The organism is Gracilinema caldarium DSM 7334 (assembly GCF_000219725.1).
Lineage (GTDB): Bacteria > Spirochaetota > Spirochaetia > Treponematales > Breznakiellaceae > Gracilinema > Gracilinema caldarium.
Genome location: NC_015732.1, coordinates 1,098,706 through 1,123,837 on the forward strand (window position 1 = coordinate 1,098,706; position 25,132 = coordinate 1,123,837).

A 25,132-nucleotide genomic window follows, 5' to 3' on the forward strand; every position below is an offset into this window, starting at 1 on the left:
AGGATATACTGTTTTTATGAGTATCCGCCTTAAAATTATAATTGTTGTTATACCGCTTTTAATTGCCTCTGTGGTGCTTGTTGGTGTTTCTTCCTATTTTTCTGCCGCTTCTGCGGTAACCCAGCTCGCGGTGGATTTTTTAACTTTTAAGGCAGAGGAACTGGAGACCTATGCTAACAGTCAGTGGAATCTCCTGGTGGATAACGGCTTTGTTGGCCGATCGGATATGGAACAGGCAGCTCAGGCGGCGGTAGAATCCTTTGGCCGCAATATTATGCGCAGTTCTACCGAGGCAATCTTTGCTATCGATAGGGATGGCAAACTTGCTCTCCAGGTGGGATCTCTCCCGTTGGGCAGCTCTCGAGGGACCTTGGAAGGGGGGGTACCGCAAGCCGCCGGTAATCTGCAAGGGGGCGGCAATCAGCAGTCAGGCTCAGCAGCAGGGGCCGCAAACCCAGTGGATCTCGCCGCCGAGGTAGCATTACTTCAGCAGACTGTGCCTGCAGGCCAGCGGGGATTCATCACTATGAAATTGGGGGGCATCGAACGGGTTGCTGTTACCTTTCCCTTTGCCCCCTTTGGCTGGCAGGTCTTTGTATCCGAACAGCGGCAGGCCTTTTTCGGTGATGTTGAAACCATCGCTCAGACGACCCTTTACATTTTAGTCGGGGCTACCCTTATCAGTATACTGTTCCTCCTTCTTATGACCAATTACCTGACCCGGCCCATCGAAAAGGTTGTCCAGGTCATGCGGCATATTATTGAATCTAACAACCTCTCTGAGCGGGTTTCTGTATTGTATAAGGATGAAATTGGCCAGCTTTCCCATACCTTTAACCTCATGTTGGAGGAACTAGACCAGGCTTATAACCAGATTAAGAAATATGCCTTCGAGGCAGTAGTAGCCCAGAAACGGGAAAATCGGATCCGCAACATTTTTCAGCTCTATGTTCCTAAAGATGTGATTGATGAGGTCTTTACCAATCCCGATAAAATGCTTGTGGGAAATAACCGGGATGTGGCAATCCTCTTTTCTGATATCCGCAGTTTTACCACCATCTCTGAAAAGATGGCTCCCGATGCGCTGGTCAACGCCCTAAACCGCTATTTTTCCATTATGGTCGATGTGATCGTTGCCCAGAATGGTATGGTGGATAAATACATAGGCGATGCTATTATGGCGGTCTTTGGGGCTCCTGTCAGCCATGGTCATGATGCCCTCGATTCGGTGCTGGCAGGCCTTGAAATGACCGAATCGCTTACCATTTTCAATGATGAGCAGAAACGTACCGGCGGGCCGGAATTTAAAATTGGTGTGGGCATCAATTATGGTATTGTTACCGTAGGTAACATTGGTTGTGACAAAAAAATGAACTACACCGTTATCGGCGACACGGTGAACCTGGCATCCCGGCTCGAAGGGCTCACCAAGCATTATCATCAGCCCATACTTTTTTCTGAATATGTCTATGAACACATACAAGGCAAGATTCCCTGCCGCATGGTAGATAAGGTGGCGGTTAAGGGTAAGACCCAGGGAGTGCCCATCCTGACCGCCCGCCGGGAGCTGACCAAAGCCGAAGCAGAGGCCTGGAAGATTCATGAGGAGGCGGTAGATCTTTATTACCGCCGGTCCTTTACCCGGTCGGCAGAACTCTTTGAAAAAATACTTACTATATTGCCCGAAGACGACATCGCCCTGCAATACCTGGAACGGTGTCAGCGATATGCCAAAAATCCTCCCCCCACCGAATGGGATGGGGTAGAGGTAATGACGGAGAAATGATAATGAAGGGTATTCCTCCGCGCCGGTTTTTTGGTCTCCTATTTCTCCTGGCGGCAGGCTCCTTTCGTCTTTTTGCTCAGGAACAATCTGCTCAGGAGCTCAAGGGGCAGGCTGTGCTTCAGGTTGATGAACGGACAGTGTTGCTGCTCTGGTCTCAAAACAGTTCGGGAATGCCTCGTTCTGATGCAGCCCAATACATGACCTACCTGATTCAGAGCCTCCGTTCTGCCCTGAATGAGGCAGGATACCCCACGGTGGATAACCTGCAGATTGATTCCTTAACCGATAAACCCTCAGAGCTGGCCCTTACCTACGGGAAGGAGCGGGCCCTTCGATGGGTATTTATACTTAATCTTACCCTGTCTGATCGGAGCCTTTCCTGGACCATCGGTGCCTATGATACAAAACGGGAAGCCCTCCGGGCAAGCGACAGTTTTTCTACCTTTCCGGGCCTTTCTGCCCTGCCATCTCTGGATGATTCAGCCCGAGGGCTCGTACAGGCATGGCTTGCTTCTATTGCGGCAGATCCAGAGGTGGTTAATTTGGCTGAATATTCCCAATTGTTTACGGGACCCCAGGATGGTATAGAGGTTTGGTATGGTCCTGCAAAGACGGGCGTTCTTGCGGGTACTCTAGAAGGAGGAACGCTGGAAGGACGTTACCTTCCATTCCCTCAAGATCAACCGCTTTTTATTACACTATACAAAGAGGGGTTCTGGCCCCGTTCTATGATACTCCCCAAGGGTGTTACCTCAAAAACAATAAAGCTTCCGGCTCTGCAAAAACAATCGGTTCATGTGTGGGGGGTAGGAACAGGTCGGGGCCGTTTGTTAGGGGCTACCTATTTCTATCGCTATTATCCCCTTCCTGATCGGCTCTTTTTCCGTTTTGATAATGCCTTCTGGGCGGGATATAACTTTACTCCAGGATCAGTTCCTTTCTGGCATGATGAACTTCGCTTCGGTATGGGGCTTTACCTGCAAGACCCGGTGGATTCAGCACTGCGCCTTGCCATCGGGACCGGTGGTTCAGGAATTATAAGCTACCTGCCAGGGCTAGAAGAAGGCTCTGTATCGACCAACCTGGATATGCTTTTGGACCCGATCTGGTTCAGCCTCGAGTACCACTTCCCCCGCTGGGCTCTTTTTACGGAATTTCGGCTTCCCTATGCAACCGGTTCAGGCTTTCTATCCCAGGGCTGGCTCGAAGCCTCCAATGGGGGGCCCTTTTTCCTTATAGGAGTGCTCTTTAAATGATGAATCAATTACTTTTTACAGGGAGGCATTGCAAAAACTACGTTCTTGCAGGTTTTTTGATACTAAGTCTGATTATCTTCGGTATTGTTTCCTGTGAGTTATTCAAAGAAGATTATTTTCCTGCCTATTTGAGTCAAGCCCAAGCAGTAAAGGATCTTACTAGTATTACAAAAGCCGCAGGCATTTCTGCATTGGCAACCGTGGGGTTCCTGCAGTTTATTCCTGTACCGGCGATTCAGAAAACCTATATTGTTCTGGGACTTCACCAAATTTCAGGGCCACCCGCCATAGTACTCCTCGACAGTTCAGATCTCTCGGTTATTAAGGCTTTTACCAATTTACCAGCTATAGGCAAATTTGCAATGCTCGATATGAATGGCTATATTGCTACGGCCTATGAGAATACACGTGTTATCAGAATTGATCCTGTTGCGTTGACATTGAATTTATTTGATCCAGTTAATAATACACCCTATTTTAGCCAAACCGGTTTTAGTCTTTATTCACTTTCTATAACAACTGCGTATCTCTGTGAGATGCGTGAAAATGATATTGCATTATCGATTTATAATAATGATTGGGCTTTCTCAATACTCTACGCGAAAGATACCTTTTTTGACAATCAGCCTGCTTCTCAATTCAGTCTCCTCGATCTGTACTACGATGGGACCAGGATCTATATGGCCCTTAATAACAGGTATACCAATAAGGGCTATATTCTTCGCTGGGACGTTATTGCTCAATTTACAAATGATTTTACTAGTGCTACATATATTGGAGAAAACGCTCAACAGATTCTTGAGGTCCCGGTTTCCAAAGAAGAGGGGGCATTCCTTACTTCTGCTGGCTACATTGTACAGTTCAATGACGATAGAAAAGGTCTCGGCCGCTATGCCATGGATCGGGACAATACCGAACTGGACCGCTTCCTTTTGCCTAATGAGTTTCGGGGGAAAATCAGCTTTGCTCCCGATGGGAGCCGTTGGCTCCTTTACGATGAGCAAAAGGGCTCCCTAGCGCTCCTTCGACCCTGGTGGTAGGTATGACACGACAAACCTGTTTAGCTCGTATACTGCATCGTTTGGCAAAAAATATATTCCCGGGTTGGTTTAAGGGCTTTTTATTGGGGCTCCTGGTGGTTTTACCGATATTACCTCTTTTTGCCCAGGATCCCTCGGTTCCCTTGGCCCTTGGACCGATAGAGTCAGTATCCCTCCGATCCTTTGTAGTTCTATGCTCTGATACAATAGAATCGTCCTGGGCGGCATCCTTGATATATTCCCTGGGAAAACTGGAGCGGGTTCGGGAAGTTTATCTCTGGCCTGAACCGGTTCCTCAGAGTACAGCCCCTAAGGTCCTTGCCGAGGCCCTCCGCTGGGCCAGCCTTAAGGACATGGGCTTTGTGCTTTATGTAACCAGGACCGCACCCGGAAAACCTGAATCCGAGGTTGCTTCCCGCGAAGGTTCTTTTGACATACACTACCGGGTGTTCCGGGTGCTGTCGGCCCAGGAGATCATGGCCGCCAGTTTTACAGCGGACCTTCCAACGGAAGAAGAACTGCGAAGCACCTTCTGGCTTCCCCTGGTGGCGGCCATGGACACCCTCGAAGCCCAGCGGAGGGCCGGCCGCCTTACCATTCGAGGTGTTCCAGGAAGCAAGCTGTTTGGTTTTACCAAGGCTCCAATACAACTTGATAACACCGGTGAAGCTACTATAACTGTAGAGATTCCCGGTACGTATCGATACAGGGCCTTTGCTTCGGGTTACGAAGCCCGTTCAGGGGTCCTTACCCTGCTTGACAGCCCATCGGTCCTGCAATTGGAACAACCTGCTCAAAGTCCCTGGTATTTTGAAAGTGGAGCCCTTATGGGGCAGTTTGGCGATGTCTGGATACACCGGCATATTGGAAATTCTATATGGTTAGGATTAGGTTTTCAGCAATACTGGATTGGGTTATATTTCCCAAACCAAGAGGATTTAAAATATACTAGTAACTATACTAATTATTTTGTTTCTTTACCGCTCTTGGAACCAGGAATTCAGGCGGGATATTACCTGAGCGATGGTCTTTCTATTATAAAGCCCTATGTCTCTGGGACCTTATTCTTGAGGGTTAATACATCCCTCTTACAGCTTGATCCTGTTGCATTTATGGCAATTTCAGCCCAAACGGGTCTAGAATATACATTACTAACAAAATTACGCCCCTTTATTGAACTTGGGTTCCGTTTTTATCCTTTCTGTGATGGTCTCTATCTGGCCGCAAGTCGGGGTGGGGAAGTCCGGGCTCCCTCTACGTTTCTATTTTCTGACTCATGGTATGTTGATATACCTATCCTGAGATTAGGAGTGAGGTTTAATCTATGAAAAAAAATGTTGTGGGACTTTTTTCTAGTATCATACTTTTAACTTCCTGTTGGCACCCACCCTTTGACCCAGATGTTTCCGCAAGTGTGCTGAGTGCCCGTAAGTTAGGTGACCCTGTGTTGGAATTCAAAGTTTCGTTACCCTATGAGGCACGGTATGGATACTTTATACCATGTAAATCTAGCTATACTCAGGGGGGGTGGATTACCAAGGAAGCTTATTCGCTGAGAATATCATATGTTACTTTTGATCCAATCTTTAAGACCGGTGTAATCCTTAATAAGGAACAGTTGAATGGATTTTCCTTTGCGGGCCTTCAGGTTTTCCCTCATCCTAATGATTTACAAGCACTCTATATAAGTCATCCTGATATTAAAGGATGGGTAAGGATAGACTCCACTGGGTTTGAATCCTATCAAACGACCGACGATCTCTTTCTTGGGGCGGGGGCTACCTTAACGTGGAGTGGAACTGAAGAGGTTGGGATCCTCTATATAGCTTCCTATGGAGATGGTGAACAAATCACGTTAACACGCCACGATATGACATCTTCTAATGAAGTTTATTATCCTCTTCCTCCCCAGTTACCGGCTGCCCCTATCTTTGCAGCCAAAAACGATTATGGTGCTTATCTTTCAGGGACCCTTACGGACGGTACACCGGTAACCTATTATTGGTTTGAAGAAGAAGGGCCGGTTCAGCTTCCTTTGGGACGGGCTATGACAGGTCTCCTTTCGGATGGCAGACTTTTGGCAGACACGGGGGATAGGCTCTATATATATGATAAGGATGGAAATGAATGCTTTGCCATTGCTACAGGTTCCCTTAAATTTTCTTTTGAACGATACGATGCAGTAAATAGCCGGTGGGTGTCTGTGTTTACGAGAACCCTCCAAATTGCAGCATCCAATAATGATGAATGGGATTATCTTATATCTATCTATGAGATACCTACTGCGGATTTGGAAAAGCTCAAGCTGTAGCGAGTACGGATGAAAAAAGACAACCGCCGTCATTCGGCGATTGAGCCAGGCAATCTTAATCTCTGAAAAGGGTTTCACCCTTTACGAGCCAGGAAAAACCGAAGGCCCAGAGGGCCAGGGTCTCCAGGATGAGCACCGGTGCCCAGTGTCGCAGGAAGGTATACTGCAGGAATAGCATATACAGCACTATTCCCGCAAGGCTGGCTATGATAATAATGCCGCAAACCCGGTAAATAGTATTTCGGGCAAGCTTTTGTGGTCCCGGTATTTTAGTTCCGGTTTTTGTAAACAGAAAATATGAATTATAGGCTAACAAGAGAAAAAACAGAAATGCCCATGCCAGGTGCAGGGTTCCTGATATAGCTGGCGGCAGTTGAAATACCCCCAGCGGCCGGGTATCATCGATGTGAGCTATGGTGGGGAACAGGGCAACACCGATAGCAAAAAGACCTGAAAGATTGGTAACCCAGTTATCTATCGAATCGTATCCTTTATAACTTATTAAAAAGAGACCCACTGCCCAAAGGATACCCACGAAGACATCCTGCATGTTGCTATGGTAATAGGAACTGATAGAGCCTAGTATTCCATTGCCTGGTTGTAAGTATCCCCCTAAGATCAGCACCACAGGCAGGGCCATACCTAATACACCGATAAGCCTTCGCAGAGCTTTGTAGGAAATAACAATACTTTTATTCCGTTTTACAGCCATTGGAGACTCCTTTTCTAGCCTTCATGGTAGACCATACCCATCGGGGGGTATGCGGCGTACTTTCCTCTAGCGCAAGCCTCGCTGGAGTGCATCAATATAGGACAACATTGGAGCATTATCTTTAAAACGGGTTTTTAAGTCCTGGAAATATCGGGTACGGCTGGTTTCATCCTTTAATTTAAAAGCCGTATCAGCTATGGTCATGGCATTATACAGGCTTTCTTTTTGACCTGCTTCGATATAGGCCCGTTCGTATCGTACAATACGATCCCGTAAGTCTGGGAAAACACGTTGAACCGAAGTATTAGTTAAGAACGTGTCAAGCTGAGATCGGGCTGCAACTAAACTACTGTTACCACCCTGAGAAAGGATCCGGTCTTCCTCTCCCTGATACGATCGGTATGCTTGTCCTAGGGCATCATATTGAGATGCGATTTGGCTTAGGCGTTGATTTTCCTGTCTGAGTTGGGCAAGGTCCTGCTCCAAGGTTGTTTGGGCAGTTCCTCCGGCGGTCTGAGTCCCGCTTCCCGTGGCACTCGTACCTGCAGTCCCTGCAGGTAGTGTTCCAGCTTGCCCCGCTAGTATCTTAGACTTTTGCCGTTCTTCTTCTAGGAGCCGTTCCAATTCTGCTATTTTACGGTCCTTTTCCTGTACATTCTGAGTTGAACCGGCTTTATAAGTATTGAGCTCTGCAATAGTTTTTTCAAGATCCGCGGTAAGAGATGCTATTTTGCTGTCCATTTCACGCATCTTTTGGGTTGTTTCTGTATTTGTCTGTTCAGCTTCCCTGATCATATTGAGTATTGCCGTATCAATCCCTTCCATGGCAGAGTTGATCTGCTCCGCATGAGGATAACGGCGCAGCAAATTGGCAAACTGTTTTATTGCCTCCGTCCAATTTCGCTGATCAAGGGCATTGTTGCCACGGCGCAAAAGAGTTCGAGCATCGTTGGTTTCCGTGGTAATTGCATTGGCTCTGTTTTGCTCTAGCGCCAGCGAGGTTAAACCTTGGGTGAGCTGAAGGCTGTCTTCTACGGAAAGTCCTAAGGCTTGTAATGCTTCACTATAGGCCATGCCAGCAGTCGTATAATCCTTGTTTTTTTGGGCCGTTGTAGCTCTGCTAAGGGCTTGTAACGCTATCTGTATTCCCTGTTCTTTTGTACCTAAATTTCGGTTCATAAAGTACTGATGGGCCTCAGTTATTTCAGGAATTCGGTTTAATGCCTCCTGGTATGCCGCAGCAGCCTTTGCAGTATCGTTTTTTTGTAAAGCGGCTCTGCCTTGCTGTATTGCAGATCGGATCGCCGCCAAGGCTTCTGCTTGGGCAAATAGTAGATTGGTATCAATACTACTCCGTTCAACTTCAAAGCGTGCCATTTGGCCAATTATGTCTAGGGCAAAAAGATCGCTGCTTCGTCGTTTCTGTAAGGAGGAATGTGTTGCTATGGCTGGATCGTTCAGTATGGTTTTCATACTGGTAATGTTTTTTAAGGCTTCGTCATATTTGCGTTTTTGAAAATTGCTCTGTATAGCCTGATAAAGTCCTGTAATCTGATCTTCTGCGGCCTCTGCAGCCCGACGCTGTTCATCAATCCTGGCTAATTCTTTTTTTGCCTCTTCTAAACTAGCACTTACCCTCGCCGCGGTACTAGCTAATTCCTGGTTTTTTTGTTCCAGGTTGCTGCGGAGCTGTTGTTCCCGTTGACGAGCCTCTTCGAGTATTTTTTGCCGTTCAACGTTTAGTGTGGCAATATTGTTGGAATATTCCTTCCGTAATTTAGCATAGGATGCTTCTGCGGCAAACCGCTCCTGCTCTAACTGTTTTTTAAATTCATCAATCTGTTTCTGATAAAAAGCCATTCGTTCAGCTTCAAATTTTTTTAATCGTTCTTGTATAACCGCTTCTGAGAGCCCCTGTTTTAAAAGGCGTTCCCGTTCCTGTTCTACTTCCTTTTTTATGAGTTCTTTAAATTCTGCTTCTTTTTGAGCGAGCCGTTCTTCGAAGGAGCTTTGCAATGATGCCTGAGTTTTTTCGAGCTGTGCAAGACGAGCCTGTAATTCATAAATTTCCTGTTCTTTACGGGCAAGCTGTCCTTCGGCTTCTTTTTTAATTTCCTGAATGAGTTTCCCCTCAGCGCTGTTGATGGTTGTTCCGGTTTGTTGTATTTCTGTGGTCCGTAGGGAAAAAAGCTTATTAAGACCATAAAGTCCAAGGGCTGTGGTGCTGATGATGAGTATATTAACAACAAGGGGAAAGAAGAATCCCCGTTTCTGGGCTTTGACCGAAAAAGACGATGTATCAAACCGTTGCCGGTTTTGTTGCGTAATTTTCTCTATTTGTGAAATAATTTCTGCTCGATCTTCTGGGCTAATTCCTGTGGTCGTATCGGTTTCTGCGAATTCATTGTGAATCGTATCTTCTGCTTTTTTTAGAAGACCACTGTGCTTCATAGGCTCTTCCCACCTTTCGTTAAATATCGCTTCGACACTGCTCTAATTCTTTTAATCGGCTTTCTTCTATTATAACGTGAAGATTTCTTTCTTGTGTAGGTAGTACAAGCCCTTTTGGGCCATTTTTGGCTCGCCTGAGATACTTCACCGCTGTGTAAAACAGGTCGCCCTCTCCATTATTTCGGCCCTTGGAATAAAAGAGGGCAAGGTTTCCTGCATCTAATAATATATCCAGGGGGACTGTTTTGCCAGGGCGAGCTTTAATAAATACATAGGATCCGGGGTAATCCCGGGCATGGAGCCAAAGGTCAGAACCTTTTACGTAGTGGCGCAGAAGGTCGTCGTTTTCTGTTGCATCTCGGCCAACGATCAGCGTCCAGCCCTTTCGCAAAAAAGTGAGGCCTGGACGCTTTTTATCTTCCGGTTTTATCACCTGCCGTTGTTTCTGGAGGGCCTTATGAAGCCGGAGAGGATTTTCTTCTGCCAAAAGTTTGACCAGTTCCGCCTCGAGCCGTTTCTGTTCAGCCTCTCCCCGTTCTATTTCTTCTACTACGTCCTTAAGGCCGTGCTTTGCTTTGTGATATTGTTCGTAATAGGCTTCGGCGTTTGCCTGGGGACTTTTATGAGGATCTAGTTTAATGCGTACAGTCTCATCGGTATAAAAGTTAATGCCTTCGAACCATGCATCACCCTGGTGTATTTGGTACAGGTTTGCCATGAGGATATCCCCGTATTCTTTCAGCGTGTTTCCCTTTTTATAGGCTGCTTCTTTTTCCTGGAGCCGCTCCAGGGATGCCGCGAGACGGCCCAGGCGGCCTTCGTAGAGTTTGCGGACCTGCTCCCGCAGGGCTTCTAGGGACAGGGCTCCGCCATGTTCGGCATAGTAAGCGTCGATTTGTTCGTTAAAGGTGCCCGGCCCTTCAAAAGTGCGGATTTCAAATTCCCGTTGGGGCCGAGAAGCGGCAGTCTCCTCGGGAACATAGCGGCCGCCGGTTATTTCTCCCCGTCGGGGGCTGCGGCGCATCACGTCCAAAATCGTTCCTGTATCATCGGTTACAATGACGTTGGCCGCATTGGACCAGAGCCGGAGGTACATGCGATAGCGCAGGTCTCCCCGCTGTATGCTGATCCGCACAACCCGATCCGTTCCCAGCTGAACCGCTTCGGTGATCCAGCCGTTCACGATGCGGGATTTAAGGAATTCTGCAAACCGTAAGGGTTTGTCCGGTTTCGGTACCGCCCGGTAGGTGGCATGGAGCCTGCAGGCTCCCGGGGTGAGGGCGATGAGGAGGGTAGTGGCCTTCCCCTCTTTGTAAAGGTGGAGGGCAAGTACATCATAAGCGCTTTGTACGACCCGTTGGATCTGGGAACCGCTCAGGTTCAATTCCGTGAGGACTAGGTTTATTTCTTTCCAGTTTAAAGACATGGGGACTCCAGTGCTTTTATTATAGTGCACCTCTAAAGACTCCGCTAGGTTTTTGGAGGTACCTAATATATTGAAAGCCCTCTAAACATGTTAATTTGTAAAGGTTTTTTAATAGATAAAACGTATTTTATTATCTTGATATAATTCTAAAACTCAAGTAATTTTCTAGCAGGATTGATTTTTCATGCAATTCTTTAGAGCTGCATAGAAAACCTAATGATGTCCAAATGATTACTAATTGTTTTTATGTAAGGAGAAATTATGGTTAAAATGGTTAATAAAATGAGTTTTTTGCTCATGATAGTGATTAGTAGTATTGTTATTTCATGCGGGAAGACAAACAATCCGCTTTCAGAAATGGTGGGTACCGATAGTGCACTTTTTGTACAAATTGATAATCCTGCCAAGTTTCTTTCGAATCTCGATGCTTTTATTAAGCCACTGGGCATAGATTCTATTACCCAGGGGAAGGAACTTTCTGAATTAGCAACATCATTAAAAGATATAACCGATGGTATGCTCGATGTTGCTTGGATTGATTTATCTAAACCTTTAGGATGTCTTTTAAGATTCGGTGAGCAATCAGCATCAGGGCTTTATTACCAACTTATGATTCCTGTTACTAAGGCCTTTAATATACAAACCGCAAAACAAGGATTTACAAAAAAGAACATCACCCCAATTTTATATAAAAATTATGTGGTGCTTATTCCTGCTGGATATACTACACCAAGTTTTCCAGTAGAAAAACCTTTAGATTTGAATGCACTTTCCCGTTTTGCAAATAATGGACTTGCAATTTTGGTTCATATGGATGCTCTAAAAAGTCAGCTCAACATCGATGTTGAGCAAATAAAAAGATCATTATATGAGACCTTAGAAAAGGATATAACTTCTTCTCAAGAAATGGTGTTTAGCGAAAAAATAGCCAATGTTATGGTTGATATTATTGATCAATTACAGATGGTTGGTATTTCGATCCATGGGGATGATAAGGGATTTCTTATGCAAAGTTATTGCACCTTCTCTGAAAAGGGGTGGATCGATGCTCTGTTACATGCAATTAAGCCAGGAAAGGATTTACGAACAGCTCTGAAATATACCGCTCAGGATGGGCTCTTTAATCTTGTGTATGATTTTGACCCTCAACAAAACAGAGCCTTTACCCTAGCCATGTTCAACTGGTATGCAAAACTATTTCCAGATAAACTAGATCACATAGAGTCCTATAAACAATTTGTAGATCGCTCAATGAATTGGGTTGGGTCGCGGGGCGCATTTTCTTTCCGGTTTGACTATGATGCGGAACATCTAAAAAATTTAAATCTGTCTGATCATACTGAACATGCAATGAATGAATTTATAGCTGAGCTTGCCCAAGGAATATCTTTCCAACTCGTTGGTGTTATGGAAATGAAAGATGGACTTGCTTATGAAAAGGAACTAGCAAAAGCCTTTGAGGCAGGGATTATTCAAAATTTCTATGAGGCCTATTTTAACCAGGAAAATGATAGCCCCTACAAGATTTCACTTAATTATACACCCCATTCTCAAGATACAAGTTCACCCTACAATACTGTAACCATCGGTTTGGAAGTACCTGGAGAGAGGTTCATCACTATGAGATCCGATGAGATTGAACAGACCAGGTTGATGTCAGAGATAATTTCACAATTATGTGTATTTAACTATAGAGCTACAAAGAATAATTTTTATTTTTCCTTTGGAAATACAAATCGGGATATTTTATCTAATTTGGTGAACCAAAGCACCATGGGAGTTGCCACTCTTTCCGATTCAAAGTCTGTGCAGGAAATGGTAATACGGTTTCCAAAGGGAAGTCAAATCCTGTGGAATTGTAACATCGGTAGGATTCTTAGGCTAATGAAACAGTCTGGAGAAGCTGGTGTGGATTCTATCCCAGATCTTGGAGACGATGCCCCCGGTATTTGTACTTATCTGTATTTTGGTCAGGGACGGGTAGAAACAGGAAGCTTCTTAAGCCTCTCCGAGATTGCGCCTCTTGTGCAGTATTTACTCTCTCAAACCTCTGCATCGTTTAATGTAAAAAGTAGCGAAGATTAGTCTTTCCGTTGCTTCTATTTCTTTGTATTCGACTATATACTTTTGCCCCAAGGGAGTTACCAAAGAAATGTTTTGGATCCTATGCCAAATTTACGGCTTCCTGTTCCTAACAACGAAGAATGATTGTAGAATACTCATTCAGACCATAGTGGCGGTTCTGCAAAGTCTTGCAATAACATCATGAGGACCTTTAAAAATCTAATCAGGTTTTTAATGGCGCCACTGTGACAATAATTCATCTATATTGGAGGTACCTCCTATGCCCTTGACCTTTGACATGCCCTTGGAAGCTCTGACCAGCTATCAGGGACGGAATCCCCGGCCTCAGGATTTTGATGCCTTTTGGACCCGGTCCCTTGCCGAGCTTGATCGCCTGGATCCGCAGATCCAGCTCATACCGGCAGATCGGAAAGCACCCAGCGGGAAGGGATCTGAGCCGGACTTTGCCGCCTATTATGACCTGTATTTTACCGGAGTAGGTGGGAGTCGTATTTATGCAAAATTGATAAAACCCCTAGGTTCTGCGGCGCAGCGGCGGGCAGGCAGTAACGGCAAGGGACCAGCTATTGTGCAATTCCATGGATACTCAATGAACTCTGGTGATTGGCAGTCCCGGTTGGGGCTCGCCGCAGCAGGTTTTACCGTAGCGGCCATGGATTGCCGTGGTCAGGGCGGCCGTTCAGAAGACAGAACTCCCGTGTATGGCAACACTTTAAATGGCCATATGATTCGGGGCCTGGAAGACGCCCTGAGGGGAGAGCCGGAACATCTTCTGTACCGCTCCATGTTTTTAGATACGGTTCAGCTGGTCCGTATTGTAATGAGCCTTGACTGGATAGATCCGGACCGGATTGGAGTCACCGGATGGAGCCAGGGCGGAGGACTCACTCTGGCCTGTGCAGCCCTGGAACCCCGTGTAGCTCGGGCAGCGCCGGTCTATCCCTTCCTTTGTGATTATAAGCGGGTCTGGGAGATGGATCTTGCAAAGGATGCTTATGGGGAACTGCACGATTATTTCCGCCGTTTCGATCCCCTCCATGAACGGGAAGACCAGGTATTTACCACCCTGGGATATATTGATGTACAGCATCTGGCGCCACGCATTAAAGCTGAGGTTTTACAGGCTATCGCCCTTATGGATACCATCTGCCCTCCTTCAAGCCAGTTTGCCGCCTATAACAAAATAACCGCTACAAAGCGTCACCTGTTGTACCCCGATTTTGGCCATGAAGATCTACCAGGTCTACATGACCATATTCTGGATTTCATGTGCGGCCTATAGTCCGGACGATAGTTCTATGAGGCTGGCTATCCGGTGCCCCATGACACCGGAAGCAGCCCAGTCTATGGGTGTTGCCTTTATCAATATGAATTAAGTTAATGATTGTTATTTTTAAAGTTAACAATATTAACTTGTGAAGTTAATATTGTTAATATGTTGTTAGATAGAGAAATAAAAAATCAATTACTACAGGCTGCGGAAGATTTTCCTGTGATAATCCTTACTGGAGCACGGCAGGCCGGCAAAACAACAACCTTAATATCAGTCTTGACCTCCCAAGTCTGGCGGAACAGGCTGAACGGGATCCGAAGACCTTTCTTACGACCAATCCTCCACCACTTATTGTGGATGAAGTTCAATATGCCCCCGGGCTTTTCAGACACATTAAAGCAGCGGTAGATCAGAATAGACATCACCATGGCCAGTATATACTTACCGGTAGTCAGCATTTTGTTCTTATGAAAAATGTTAGTGACAGCCTTGCAGGCAGAGCAGCTGTTTTTGAACTAGAAAATTTGTCACTGAGGGAATTAATCACCGCTGGTATTTATGCTACTCAAGAACAAAACCTGGTACGACTACTGTGCCGGGGACAATTTCCGGAACTGTGGCGCAACCCAGACATGGATGCGCGCATATTCTATACCTCATATCTTGTGACCTATCTGGAACGGGATGTCAGACAAATTTTAAATGTTACGAGTCTTCGGGATTTTGAACGGTTTATCCGCTTACTAGCCCTTCGTCCAGGCTCAATATTAAATAAAACCGATCTAGCAAAAGATGTGGGTTTTTCAATTAAAGCAATAAACGATTGGATCTCTGTGCTTCAGGCTTCCGGCCAAATCATACTTCTTGAACCCTGGTTTGCGAATTTTGGTAAACGTCTGATTCGGAGTCCCAAGGTTTATTTTAGAGATAGCGGCTTACTCTCATTTCTACTCGGGGTCGATGAAACTACCTTGGAAGGCTCCCCCTTTAAAGGAGCTATTTGGGAAACCTTTCTTTTTGCAGAGTTACGAAAAACCAACGCATACCGAGAGGGAAGGGCAAGAATTTGGTACTATCGCGATCAGTATGGTAAAGAAGTCGACTTTATTTTGGAATATAAGGGTGTGCTTTCATTTGCTGATGCAAAAGGACTGAACATCCGGATGAGAAGGATACAGCCATAATGAACACTGTCTATAAGGATCTGAAAACATCAGGTAGTCCTTGGAAAGCGGGATCCAAATACATCTTGTGTAGAACAGCTCATCCATTCCCCCTCGGCGACGATACGCTCGCTCTGCCTCCAGAAGGGATGCACGAAATCTGGCAGTAAGTCTACTCTAGGTCCCCGCCGATGATGGTTATCCCCTCAATACATACCCCATCCACCTCTTATTGTGGATGCCCTAAGGAGCTCATCTCTGATTACTTCCGATGGCTGTCTTATCCCTGGTTAATCCTGATCGCTGCTACCAACTCTGCCAAAGCAACCACCTTGTCAACAAGACATACGAGGATGCTTTCAAAATAGACAGGCGGAACCGGCGTTAAGGGGAACATGTGCCGTCGTATGCAGTCTTCCTCGATGGCTGTGAGGTGGCCAAAGTCGGATCGGGCATTTTCCAATGCCTCATTAGGATGCTCAAAGCCATGGAGTTTGCCGTTCCGAGGCCGGGCGTAGCGCCAGTCATAAAAAAAGTAATCGTGAAGCAAGGCGCCACGAACCAGTTCTTTTATATGTTTCCGTAGGCCCATCGCATGGGCAATTACAAAGGAATGATAGGCTACCGAAACTGTATGATCCGCGATACTCGCATCATGATGTACAATGTCCCGCAGGTGCTGAAAATTACGGCTTAAGAATATTGGTTCTGCCAGTTTATAAAATACCGGATTCCGTGCTATAAGACGATCAGCCTTGGCTCGCCGATATCTAGTATGCATCATCCTTAAAATATAGTAAAAATTGATGAGATAAGCTATCTCGTGATTCTGCCCCCCTCATGGAGGGCAGAAGGCATTGTCAGCAAAGGGTCTGTCGTACCCGTTGTGTCGCCTGAACCATGTTATTCAGAGCAGCCACTGTTTCTTCCATCCCCCTTGTTTTTAGTCCACAATCAGGGTTAATCCAGAGCATGTCAGGTGGAATATATTCAAGCATCCGACGGATTCGCTTTTCCAACTCTGCTACCGATGGAACCAACGGAGAATGGATATCATATACGCCAGGCCCAATGGGATGATCCTTCCCATACTCACGGAACGATGAGAGAAGTCCAAAATGAGATCGAGCTGCTTCGATGGTAATCACATCTACATCAAAGGCTTCTATTGCATATACCAGGGATCCAAATTCACTGTAACACATGTGGGTATGAAGCTGTACATCGGGTCGTACCGACTCGGTCGCCCGACGAAAGGCTGCTACCGCAAGGTTGATATACCCTTCCCATTCACCACGCCGAAGGGGCAATTTTTCTCGCAGCGCGGCTTCGTCAACCTGAATAATGGGTATTCCCTTCTCTTGTAGTTCAGAAATCTCTGCCCGAAGTGCTTCAGCCAGCTGAAAAGCTACTGTTGAAAGGGCCAGATCTTCCCGTACAAAAGACCAGTTGATTATGGTAATTGGACCGGTAAGAATAGCCTTCATAGGTTTTTGTGTTAATGACTGGGCATAACTAATCCAGGGAACCGTAATCGGATGGGTTCGATGTATATCTCCATAAATAATGGGAGGTTTGGTAACTCGACTTCCATAGGATTGTACCCATCCCTCTTCGGTCGTATAAAATCCTTCCAGGTATTCTGCAAAATACTCAACCATATCGTTTCGTTCGTACTCTCCGTGAACCAGAACATCGAGTCCCAGCTCTTCTTGAAGCACCACTAGGGCCCGAATCCTCTGCCGAATGCGATCTTCATAGGTGTTTTCGTCGATCTTCCCCTGCCGATACTGTTTACGTAGTCGTCGAAGGTCTTCATCCTGCGGGAAGGAGCCAATCGTGGTGGTAGGGAGGATCGGCAAAGAAAGCCGCTTTTGCTGGAGCCAGTATCGTTCGTGGCGAGGAATCGGGCGCGGTGTAAGAGAAAAATCAACAAAAGTTGAAGGTGGTAGTGAACTGGAGGAATGTGCCTTCTCGGAAACTGAGAGATGGCCCCGTGCTTCTCTGACAGCTGTTTTGAGATGCTCCAGTTCACCCACCTTTTCCCAGGCAAAAGCAAGACGACGTTTAAGTTCCGGGGGTAGCTTTCGTTCCCCCTCGACCGTATATGGTACGTGAAGGAGAGAGCAGGAACTGGAAAGCCAGATTTCGTTTTTCATCTTGGATTGTAGATCCTGAATAAAGGGAATAAGTTCTTCCAGATTGGCCCTCCAGATGTTCCGTCCATCAATACAGCCTGCTACAAGGATCGTATTTTTCGGGAATCCCTCCGTTTGTATTAGTTCTTTATTCTTTGTTCCTGCAACAAAATCGAGGCCTACCGCATCAAAGGGTTGCTGACACACTTCAGACCAAACATCTCTGATATCGCCAAAATAGGTTTGGAGCAACACCTTAAGCGTTCCTTTTGTAAAAAGGATTGTTTTGTACAGATACTGAAACCTTTTCACATCTTCATGACACAGATCCGTAACCAGAATGGGTTCTTCAAGCTGGACCCATTCCACCCCTTTTTGCTGAAGAAACCTAAAAAGCCTCTGGTACTGGATTACCAATGTATCGAGGTATTTATCCGGAGGTCCTTCTAGTATTTTTGAAAGATAGAGGAAGGTGAGAGGGCCAATGAGATGTACCTTAAAGGGACAATGTAGTCTTCTAGCTCGTTCGATATGGGCTTCTAAGAAAGAAGTTTCCAGTTCCCAGGAAAGCTCCAGGGATAGCTCCGGAACAAGATAGTGGTAATTAGTGGTAAACCACTTTTTCATCTCAAGGGGATAGATGGCTTTTCCCTGTACTTCACTTCCCCGAGCCATGGCAAAATAGAGCCCAAGCCGTGTTTCAAGATCCCTATGAGCGAGGGACCCTGCATATTGGGGAATATCCTTAAAACGGGGTGGAATACAACCGAAAAGGTAGAGCATATCGAGCATTCCATCATATAATGAAAAATCTGCACAGGGAATCACATCGAGCTGTTGCGATAGGGCCTGGAGTTGGACCTCTTCCAGGGCCGCGGCTTCCTGGATAAGCCGTGTTCCGTCGATCCGATTTTTAAAATAGCTATCAAGCAGGGTCTTTAGTTCCCGGTTTTTCCCAATCCGGGGGAACCCCACAAGTGTTGTTTTCATGGGAACTCCTTGATTACAAGATATGTTTAGAGAAACACTAAACCCTACCTCCTGCACTCAGAGGATGGGTTTTTCTGTAGCGGTTGTACAGTGATGGTTGTACAAGAGATTTTTTAGGTATCTATTACAGGTCACTGGAGATTATGGAACTGGTAACATGATTGAACCCTCCGTTCAGAGACTCCTCTGGCAAATATCCTGGCTTGGTTTCTTCCTACTGCCCGCCTTCCCGGTTTCCCAGTGGCTATGGGGTTCGTCCACCTTACAGTAGCGGGGGCTGCGCCGGTTTTTCACCGGACTTCCTTGCCGCTGTCGACAAGTTCGGTATGCTGGTACCACCCTTATCGATGGGGGCCTTCAAGGGACCCACCAGAGGGAGCCTTATCATAACAATTTTTATACCTCCCCTCAAGAGTAGGAAAGGTTTTCAAGGAAACAAAACGGCTCTTCGCTAAAACATGTGGGTAGGCTATAATAAGGGCTATAAAAGATTATGAATTATTTCAGGCGGCCCTTGGCCTAGGAAACGAATGGTTTGTAGTAAAGAGCGATTTCAATCATGTAAGGAACATCTCATCAAATATGGAGGCAATCCAGATGCCATTACCGACTTTTCCTGTGACATATCCCCTGTTTTTATAAACGGTATGGAAACATTATCGCCCAAAGTAAATTTAAAGTGAGAAATTTATGATATACAAAACGAATAATAACACTTCAATATACTTGTGTATCATTGTAGTTTTAGAAACACTTTATTTCATTTCTTGTAATATAGGGACTTTAAGCTTCCAAGGAGATAGTTCGCAGAATAAACGTGTATTGTTTAGCGAACGGGAGCATGCTTTCCGTGCCCAACTTGCTCGAGAATCACGGTACCGTGAAATGGCTCAGCAGATTGTAACAAGAATGCACACAGAAGCCTTGGTAGCCCAGGTCCTGATGACCGGAGTAGCCGGACGGGATTCACTAAGCCCGGAAATGAAAAAGCTTCTGTCAGAAATCCCGGTGGGAGCCATCATGCTTTTTAAGTACAACATTGCTGATTCTCCTCGAGGGGTCTATACCTTTATAGCTGAATGTACCACTACCGCTGCGCAGCCGCTCCCTGAACAAGTGGACACATCTACACCCAGCACTGCAGGCACGTCTACCGTAGCGGAAATCAACAGGCTTTTACCCTTTGTGGCTATCGATCATGAAGGAGGAGATGTTTACCGTCTTGGTCAGGTGGCTACCCATATGCCACCAGCCTCACGGTACCTTTCAGTTTCCCTCGAGATTGCAGGCCGTGGAACTACCAGAGGTCCCTCGCAGCAAAATACCGCTGGGCGCCCTCGAAGCGCCGGATCTATCGCCTCTACAGCTCATCTTGGGAGCACCACAGATTCCAGACTGGCAATCCATGATGATACCTGGTTTACTATTCGACAGGCGGCATATCTCTCGGGCCGGGAACTGAGATCCTTAGGTATTACGATGAACTTGGCCCCGGTGGCGGAACCCCTTGCTCCAGAAAACCGTGATTTTTTACAAAATCGCAGTTTTGCCGCCGATCCCACTGCGGTTGCCGCGGCGGCGGCGGCCTTTATCCAGGGCATGGGGGAAGCCGGTGTTACCTGTGTGGTAAAGCATTTTCCCTTAAGCGCCGCCGCCGACCCCCATCACGGCACATCGGTCCTTACCATAGACAAGCAAGGGCTTTCCAATCTCGTTGCCCCCTTCGAAGCTTTGCTGAAAAACCGGAAACATATCATTGACCTGGAAACCTTGTATCCAAAGTCACTTATAACCCTTCCTATTCAGCCTGGAGGAGTTATGGTTGCCCACACAATCGTAACTCCCATCGATGAAAAATTTCCAGCCAGCCTCTCGAATAGAGTTCTGCATAGTTGGATCAGGGAGTCTCTCGGCTTTTCAGGAATTGTTCTCACCGATGATTTTGCTATGAAGGCTATAACCGATGCGGGATACACCGTTGAGGGTGCAATTATACACGCTTTAAAGGCCGGTTCGGATATGGTGATGGTCTGGCCCCGGGATTTGCGCCGTATTCACCGGATCTTGGTAGAACAGGCAAAGTCGGATACACTCTTTAGAGAAAGACTTGTTGATGCAGCGAGTCGTATTATTACGCTAAAACTGCTTCAGGGTCTCATGGAAAGTCCGACAGCATTTAATGATGAAGGTTATGACTGTATGAGAAAAGCGACAGAACAGTTTTTACGGGAAAGGAATTTGCGATGAACATATCAAACAACAAGCTGAATGTTTCCACGATCCCCAGTGCACTACCGGTCCCTACCATGCCTCCGGTACTGTATGAAAGTCCTTCTTGTATTGTGCTTAACAAAAGCTGTGGCCAGGCTGTGGAAGGTGCCTCTGGATCAGTGCTGGATCTGCCAGCTTTACTGAAAGACACCTATGGTACGGTTGTAAATAGGGAAGGCAACCCCTTTTCACCTACCGCGGTTCATCGGCTCGATGTGCCCGTTACAGGTTGCGCCCTTTTTGCCCGTACCCCTCAGGCTTTAGCCTTTCTGAATGATTGTTTTGCTCAGGCTTTAGCCCGGAAGACCTATTGGGCTATAGTAGAAAAACAGGGGGTATCAGTCCTTGCCCAGGAAGGGGAGTTGGTTCATTGGATCGCTGTAGATAACCGGCATAATAAAAGTTATGCCCATGCAGAAGAAGGCCCACAGCGAAAACAGGCCAAACTTCGGTACCGGATAGTAGGCGAGGGCGACCATTATATCTTCCTTGAGATTGAACTCATTACCGGAAGACACCATCAAATTCGCGCTCAGCTTGCGGCTATAGGTCTTCATATTAAGGGTGACCTGAAATACGGAAGCCGTCGCAGTGAAAAAAATGGTGGAATTCGGCTTCATGCCCGGTCCCTTGCTTTTCCGGATCCTGACCACCTCGACAACCTTGATAGCAGTTCCGATGCTGTCAGGACTCATGATGCCAGAGCCTTGAATCCCAGCACCGTACATGCCACCGAACTCCCAAGGCCTTATATTCAGGTTGTTGCTCCAATTATCGAACCCGATAGGCTTTGGCTTGCTTTTAAGCAGGCTGTAGGACAAAATTAATCAGGGACGCATCTTTCTGATATACACCTTATCTCCCTCTCGCACCCGTTCAGGGCATGGCAAGGTACAGCGGGCACCCTTGAGTGCATGTTGTTCTGACACTTCATCCACCCGTAGTTCCGAGACCTCGAGATAGACCACGCCGGTCGTTGGTCCGGAGATGAGCAGCTGATCTCCAACTTGTATATCTCCCGCTTTTAGTTCAATTTCAGCAATTTGAGCCCGGGGGTAATAATTGACACAATTTCCCACATACTCCTTGGTCAGGCTTGCCTTGGATCCATAGGCATCAGTCCAGACCGCCATTTTTTGGCCCAGGTAATGGCCATCCCAGAAGCCTCTGTTAAAAACCGTCGCCAGGCGGCGGTCCCAGTCGGCGACCCGTTCCTGCTTAAAGGAGCCATCGGCAACCGCGTCTACCGCTTCCCGATAACAGCGGACTACCGTATCCACATATTCCGCCGACCGGGCCCGCCCCTCGATTTTCAGTACCTCTATGCCTGCATTAAGGATCTTATCTAAAAAACCAATGGTTTTCAGGTCCGCCGCAGACATGAGGTACCCATGATCAACCTCTATTTCCTGGTCTGTCTCTCTGTCCTTGAGAATATAGGTTCGGCGGCAGCTCTGCAGACAGGCACCCCGGTTTGCAGAGGATCCCATAAGGTGTAGGCTCAGATAACATTTCCCTGAGTAGGCCATACAGATCGCCCCATGAACAAAAGCTTCAAGCCGTACCAGGGATCCGGAAGGACCGCGGATATCCCGCAATACAATCTCATTCCGGATATGCCGTATCTGGTCCAGGCTCAATTCTCTGGCAAGCACCATCACATCGGCAAAGGTACTGTAAAACTGCACTGCTTCGATATTGGAGATATTCGCCTGGGTAGAAAGGTGTACCGGTATTCCCAGTTTTCTGGCTCCGTTGATGACTGCCATATCACTGGCGATAACGCCATCTATACCTGCTTTTTGGGCTGACTCCAGGATCTTATACAGTTCCTCCAATTCAGAATCAAAGATAACGGCGTTTAAGGTGATGTATGCCTTAGCCCCATACTTTTTTACGAGGCTCCCAATTTCTGGCAAATTTTCAGGGGTAAAGGCTGTACTGGTAAGGGATCGCATATCTAGCTTGCCCACGCCAAAATAAACCGAATCGGCTCCAGCTTTGAGGGCTGCAACAAGACTTTCCCGGGACCCCGCCGGTGCCATTATCTCAACAGATTTCATAGCAGGTACTATGCACGAAAACAAGCGGTTTAGACCAGTGCCTGATCGAGACATTCTGCCTCACACGTGCTAGCCCATTGCGCTAGACCATCTCCGACGCTCATCAGCCATCCTTGGCTGTGTTTAGATAAAAAAAGGCTGTCCAAAGTCATGGACAGCCTTGATATGGAGGTGGCGGGAATCGAACCCGCGTCCTAGTACGCGTTGCGTAAACATCTACAGGTTTAGCCGTGTATTGGTATTGTCGGGACTCGCTTAGCTACACGGCGTGCGGCGGATCCGTAGCCCGGTTAATCTCGTCTTCCCCCGTTCGGGCCCAGGGGTCAACCAGCCTTGATTGCGACGGAATGCCAGCCCCTCAAGGCGGCGGGACTGGGTTCCGCGTTCCGCTGTTTATGCAGCGAGAGCGTAACTGTCGTTGTCGGCAGTTAATGTTTCGCCGAAGAGTAGGAGTACGGCGCCTCCACCTGCAGCCTACGCCCCGAATCGCACCAGTCGAAACCGGTGCACCCCCGAAACGTTTACTATTCTTAAATGTACACTAATTAACTGGTAAGGTCAATTCAATTTGTTATGCTATCATTGACCGAATGAGAAAGCTGGGGTAGTCTAGTATACATGATTTCTGAACAAAAAGAGGAATATATTGATAACATTGTTACCTCCGCACTGACATTGGAAACAGATGAGCAAGCGTTAGTACAAGAAACTTTACAATACCTTAAGACTGAGCATCCGGAGGATGCCGAGCTGGCGATCCGGCGTTTTCAAGATTTGGACTTACTTGGTAAGGCAATTTCTCGTTTCCCTTCAGTAATGGAATCTCAGATTATCCGTGGCGTAGAACGGAATGGAAAAACACTCGTTGCTTCACTCACGCAGTTTTCAAGATCAAGCAGAATATTACATACTCCTAGCCGTGTTGTGGCTTCTCGTAGTTATTTAGTTGCAAAATCTCATGCTTTTTCATTGCTCTGTATTTTATTAGATCACACACATCCTTTGCAGAGTAGATTAAAGGATGTGATTTTTAAGATCGCCTGTGCCTTAATGGCAGAAGATGTATATCTTGCCTGTTTAGAAAATCCAGTATTTCCCATAGAAAAAAAGACAAAACTTGCAAGTGATCTGGTTCATCTTTGGGAACATGGAATTGATCCCCGTTCAGTTCAGCATGTCCCATCTTTGCAAGCTCTCTGGTCTGCCAGGGAATCGAGTCCTCCAACCTTTGGAACCCTGGATGGATCTTCTGAACTCATTCGCCTTTCAATGGATTTGGATGATGAATGGCAGGAATTTCTTTTACATAACTTGCATAATGAAGAAACAAAAGCTGCTTTGGAAGAGTTTCTTTTTGGGCTCTCTTATGAAGAAATACAACAACTTCGTAATAGATTAGCTAAATACGGAATATGTGCCATTGATTATTCCGATGTTCATGCATATCTTGGGACTGAACCTGCTTATGGAGATTATGCAGGATTTATACACAAGGGGGATCCCAGGGCAATCTACGATTTTTATGCAGAACGGCGGGATTCTGCGCAGTATCGTCAACGAGCAAAAGTACCAGGACCTCATAAAACACTGGAAGAACTCTACTTGATATATAGAATGTTTCAGGATTAAGATGTATTACATTGCTGGTCTTAAGCGTAAATCAAGATTATAATTCAGCTCCAATTCCTCCAACTCTTTTCGCAAGGATATTATGGACACATCTGTAGGAATCAGTAGTTGGGCCTTAATGATAAAAAGAGGAGCCCCCGTCATTGGTGCACTTTCTGTGTTTGTTTCTAAATCGGTAATATTGATTCCATATCTCCTTAAGACTGTAGAAACACTGTGAACAATGCCTGGTGTATCAAGCGAAGATGATTCCAATATATAGGGTATAGCATTGATGGTGTTCGGTGATGCAGCGGTATAGCCCATTTGAATTGTAAGCTGAAGTCGATTTTCGAGAAGATTTTTATCTTTTATAAGTCTAGCAAGACGATCTGCAGGCCCGGAAATGAGCAGCAGAATTGCAAAATCACCACCAAGTAAGGCCATACGGCTTTCTTCGATATTGCAGGATCGATCGAGGATTTCTTTAGATAAGTCGTCCACAATGCCAATTCGATCTTTTCCTACGGCAGTTACTAAAACCTGCTGCTTCATAGTC

Annotated in this window: 18 protein-coding genes, 1 other RNA gene and 1 riboswitch; of the genes, 11 read left to right on the forward strand and 8 right to left on the reverse strand. The window is 46.4% G+C overall.

Annotated elements, in window-relative coordinates; all coding sequences use genetic code 11:
* Window positions 1-16: 16 nt before the first annotated feature.
* From SPICA_RS05070 to SPICA_RS05090, 5 genes are read left to right on the forward strand one after another with little or no spacing between them, the layout of a single operon-like run.
* The gene (locus SPICA_RS05070) at window positions 17-1,786 is read left to right on the forward strand and encodes an adenylate/guanylate cyclase domain-containing protein (protein WP_013968461.1); all 1,770 of its coding nucleotides are present in this window, start codon (window positions 17-19) and stop codon (window positions 1,784-1,786) included.
* Window positions 1,787-1,788: 2 nt separating this feature from the next.
* On the forward strand, window positions 1,789-3,042 hold the full coding sequence (locus SPICA_RS05075) for a hypothetical protein (RefSeq protein WP_013968462.1): 1,254 nt from the start codon (window positions 1,789-1,791) through the stop codon (window positions 3,040-3,042).
* Window positions 3,039-4,082 (forward strand): hypothetical protein, encoded by a 1,044-nt coding sequence (locus SPICA_RS05080; protein ID WP_013968463.1) that lies wholly within the window; start codon window positions 3,039-3,041, stop codon window positions 4,080-4,082. The genes SPICA_RS05075 and SPICA_RS05080 overlap by 4 nt, the downstream gene beginning before the upstream one ends.
* Window positions 4,083-4,084: 2 nt before the next feature.
* A complete protein-coding gene (locus tag SPICA_RS05085; RefSeq protein WP_013968464.1) occupies window positions 4,085-5,410 on the forward strand; it encodes a hypothetical protein in 1,326 nt (441 codons plus the stop codon).
* Window positions 5,407-6,393 carry a hypothetical protein gene (locus tag SPICA_RS05090; RefSeq protein ID WP_013968465.1) on the forward strand — a complete coding sequence of 329 codons (987 nt, stop codon included), beginning with the start codon at window positions 5,407-5,409 and terminating at the stop codon, window positions 6,391-6,393. The genes SPICA_RS05085 and SPICA_RS05090 overlap by 4 nt, the downstream gene beginning before the upstream one ends.
* A 55-nt stretch (window positions 6,394-6,448) precedes the next feature.
* On the opposite strand, the gene SPICA_RS05095 is transcribed toward SPICA_RS05090, so the two are convergent.
* The 3 genes from SPICA_RS05095 to SPICA_RS05105 form a co-directional block, all read right to left on the reverse strand.
* Window positions 6,449-7,105 (reverse strand): hypothetical protein, encoded by a 657-nt coding sequence (locus SPICA_RS05095; protein ID WP_013968466.1) that lies wholly within the window; start codon window positions 7,103-7,105, stop codon window positions 6,449-6,451.
* A gap of 66 nt (window positions 7,106-7,171) precedes the next feature.
* Window positions 7,172-9,556, reverse strand: coding sequence for a coiled-coil domain-containing protein (locus tag SPICA_RS05100; RefSeq protein WP_013968467.1), 2,385 nt, complete (start codon window positions 9,554-9,556; stop codon window positions 7,172-7,174).
* Between the two features lie 19 nt (window positions 9,557-9,575).
* Window positions 9,576-10,982 (reverse strand): NFACT RNA binding domain-containing protein, encoded by a 1,407-nt coding sequence (locus SPICA_RS05105; RefSeq protein ID WP_013968468.1) that lies wholly within the window; start codon window positions 10,980-10,982, stop codon window positions 9,576-9,578.
* A gap of 261 nt (window positions 10,983-11,243) precedes the next feature.
* Here SPICA_RS05105 and SPICA_RS05110 point away from each other — a divergent pair, with 261 nt between their 5' ends.
* The 3 genes from SPICA_RS05110 (at window position 11,244) to SPICA_RS05120 (ending at window position 15,524) form a co-directional block, all read left to right on the forward strand.
* On the forward strand, window positions 11,244-13,067 hold the full coding sequence (locus SPICA_RS05110) for a hypothetical protein (protein WP_013968469.1): 1,824 nt from the start codon (window positions 11,244-11,246) through the stop codon (window positions 13,065-13,067).
* 259 nt (window positions 13,068-13,326) lie between these two features.
* A complete protein-coding gene (locus tag SPICA_RS05115; RefSeq protein WP_013968470.1) occupies window positions 13,327-14,349 on the forward strand; it encodes an acetylxylan esterase in 1,023 nt (340 codons plus the stop codon).
* A gap of 182 nt (window positions 14,350-14,531) precedes the next feature.
* Window positions 14,532-15,524 carry an ATP-binding protein gene (locus tag SPICA_RS05120; protein WP_257720284.1) on the forward strand — a complete coding sequence of 331 codons (993 nt, stop codon included), beginning with the start codon at window positions 14,532-14,534 and terminating at the stop codon, window positions 15,522-15,524.
* 259 nt (window positions 15,525-15,783) lie between these two features.
* Here SPICA_RS05120 and SPICA_RS05125 read toward each other — a convergent pair whose 3' ends face one another.
* Complete coding sequence (locus tag SPICA_RS05125) at window positions 15,784-16,287, reverse strand: HD domain-containing protein (protein ID WP_156789629.1); 504 nt, start codon at window positions 16,285-16,287, stop codon at window positions 15,784-15,786.
* 76 nt (window positions 16,288-16,363) lie between these two features.
* Window positions 16,364-18,631: a 5-methyltetrahydropteroyltriglutamate--homocysteine S-methyltransferase gene (metE, locus tag SPICA_RS05130; protein ID WP_013968473.1), complete on the reverse strand. Its 2,268-nt coding sequence runs from the start codon at window positions 18,629-18,631 to the stop codon at window positions 16,364-16,366.
* Between the two features lie 184 nt (window positions 18,632-18,815).
* Window positions 18,816-19,006: riboswitch (cobalamin riboswitch) on the reverse strand.
* Between the two features lie 447 nt (window positions 19,007-19,453).
* Here metE and SPICA_RS05135 point away from each other — a divergent pair.
* Window positions 19,454-20,878, forward strand: a complete 1,425-nt coding sequence (locus tag SPICA_RS05135) for a glycoside hydrolase family 3 N-terminal domain-containing protein (RefSeq protein WP_041396149.1) — start codon at window positions 19,454-19,456, stop codon at window positions 20,876-20,878.
* Window positions 20,875-21,729, forward strand: a complete 855-nt coding sequence (locus SPICA_RS05140) for an RluA family pseudouridine synthase (protein WP_013968475.1) — start codon at window positions 20,875-20,877, stop codon at window positions 21,727-21,729. Before SPICA_RS05135 ends, SPICA_RS05140 begins: the two co-directional genes overlap by 4 nt.
* Here the strand turns inward: SPICA_RS05140 and SPICA_RS05145 are convergent, their stop codons facing one another.
* Both SPICA_RS05145 and ssrA read right to left on the reverse strand, forming a co-directional pair.
* Window positions 21,730-22,965 (reverse strand): peptidase U32 family protein, encoded by a 1,236-nt coding sequence (locus tag SPICA_RS05145; RefSeq protein ID WP_013968476.1) that lies wholly within the window; start codon window positions 22,963-22,965, stop codon window positions 21,730-21,732.
* 163 nt (window positions 22,966-23,128) lie between these two features.
* Window positions 23,129-23,479: a transfer-messenger RNA gene (gene ssrA / locus SPICA_RS15130) on the reverse strand.
* Window positions 23,480-23,583: 104 nt separating this feature from the next.
* On the opposite strand from ssrA, the gene SPICA_RS05150 reads away from it, so the two are divergent.
* A complete protein-coding gene (locus tag SPICA_RS05150; RefSeq protein ID WP_013968477.1) occupies window positions 23,584-24,594 on the forward strand; it encodes a hypothetical protein in 1,011 nt (336 codons plus the stop codon).
* Between the two features lie 6 nt (window positions 24,595-24,600).
* Here SPICA_RS05150 and SPICA_RS05155 read toward each other — a convergent pair whose 3' ends face one another.
* Window positions 24,601-25,128: a glycine cleavage system transcriptional repressor gene (locus SPICA_RS05155; RefSeq protein ID WP_013968478.1), complete on the reverse strand. Its 528-nt coding sequence runs from the start codon at window positions 25,126-25,128 to the stop codon at window positions 24,601-24,603.
* Window positions 25,129-25,132: the final 4 nt, after the last annotated feature.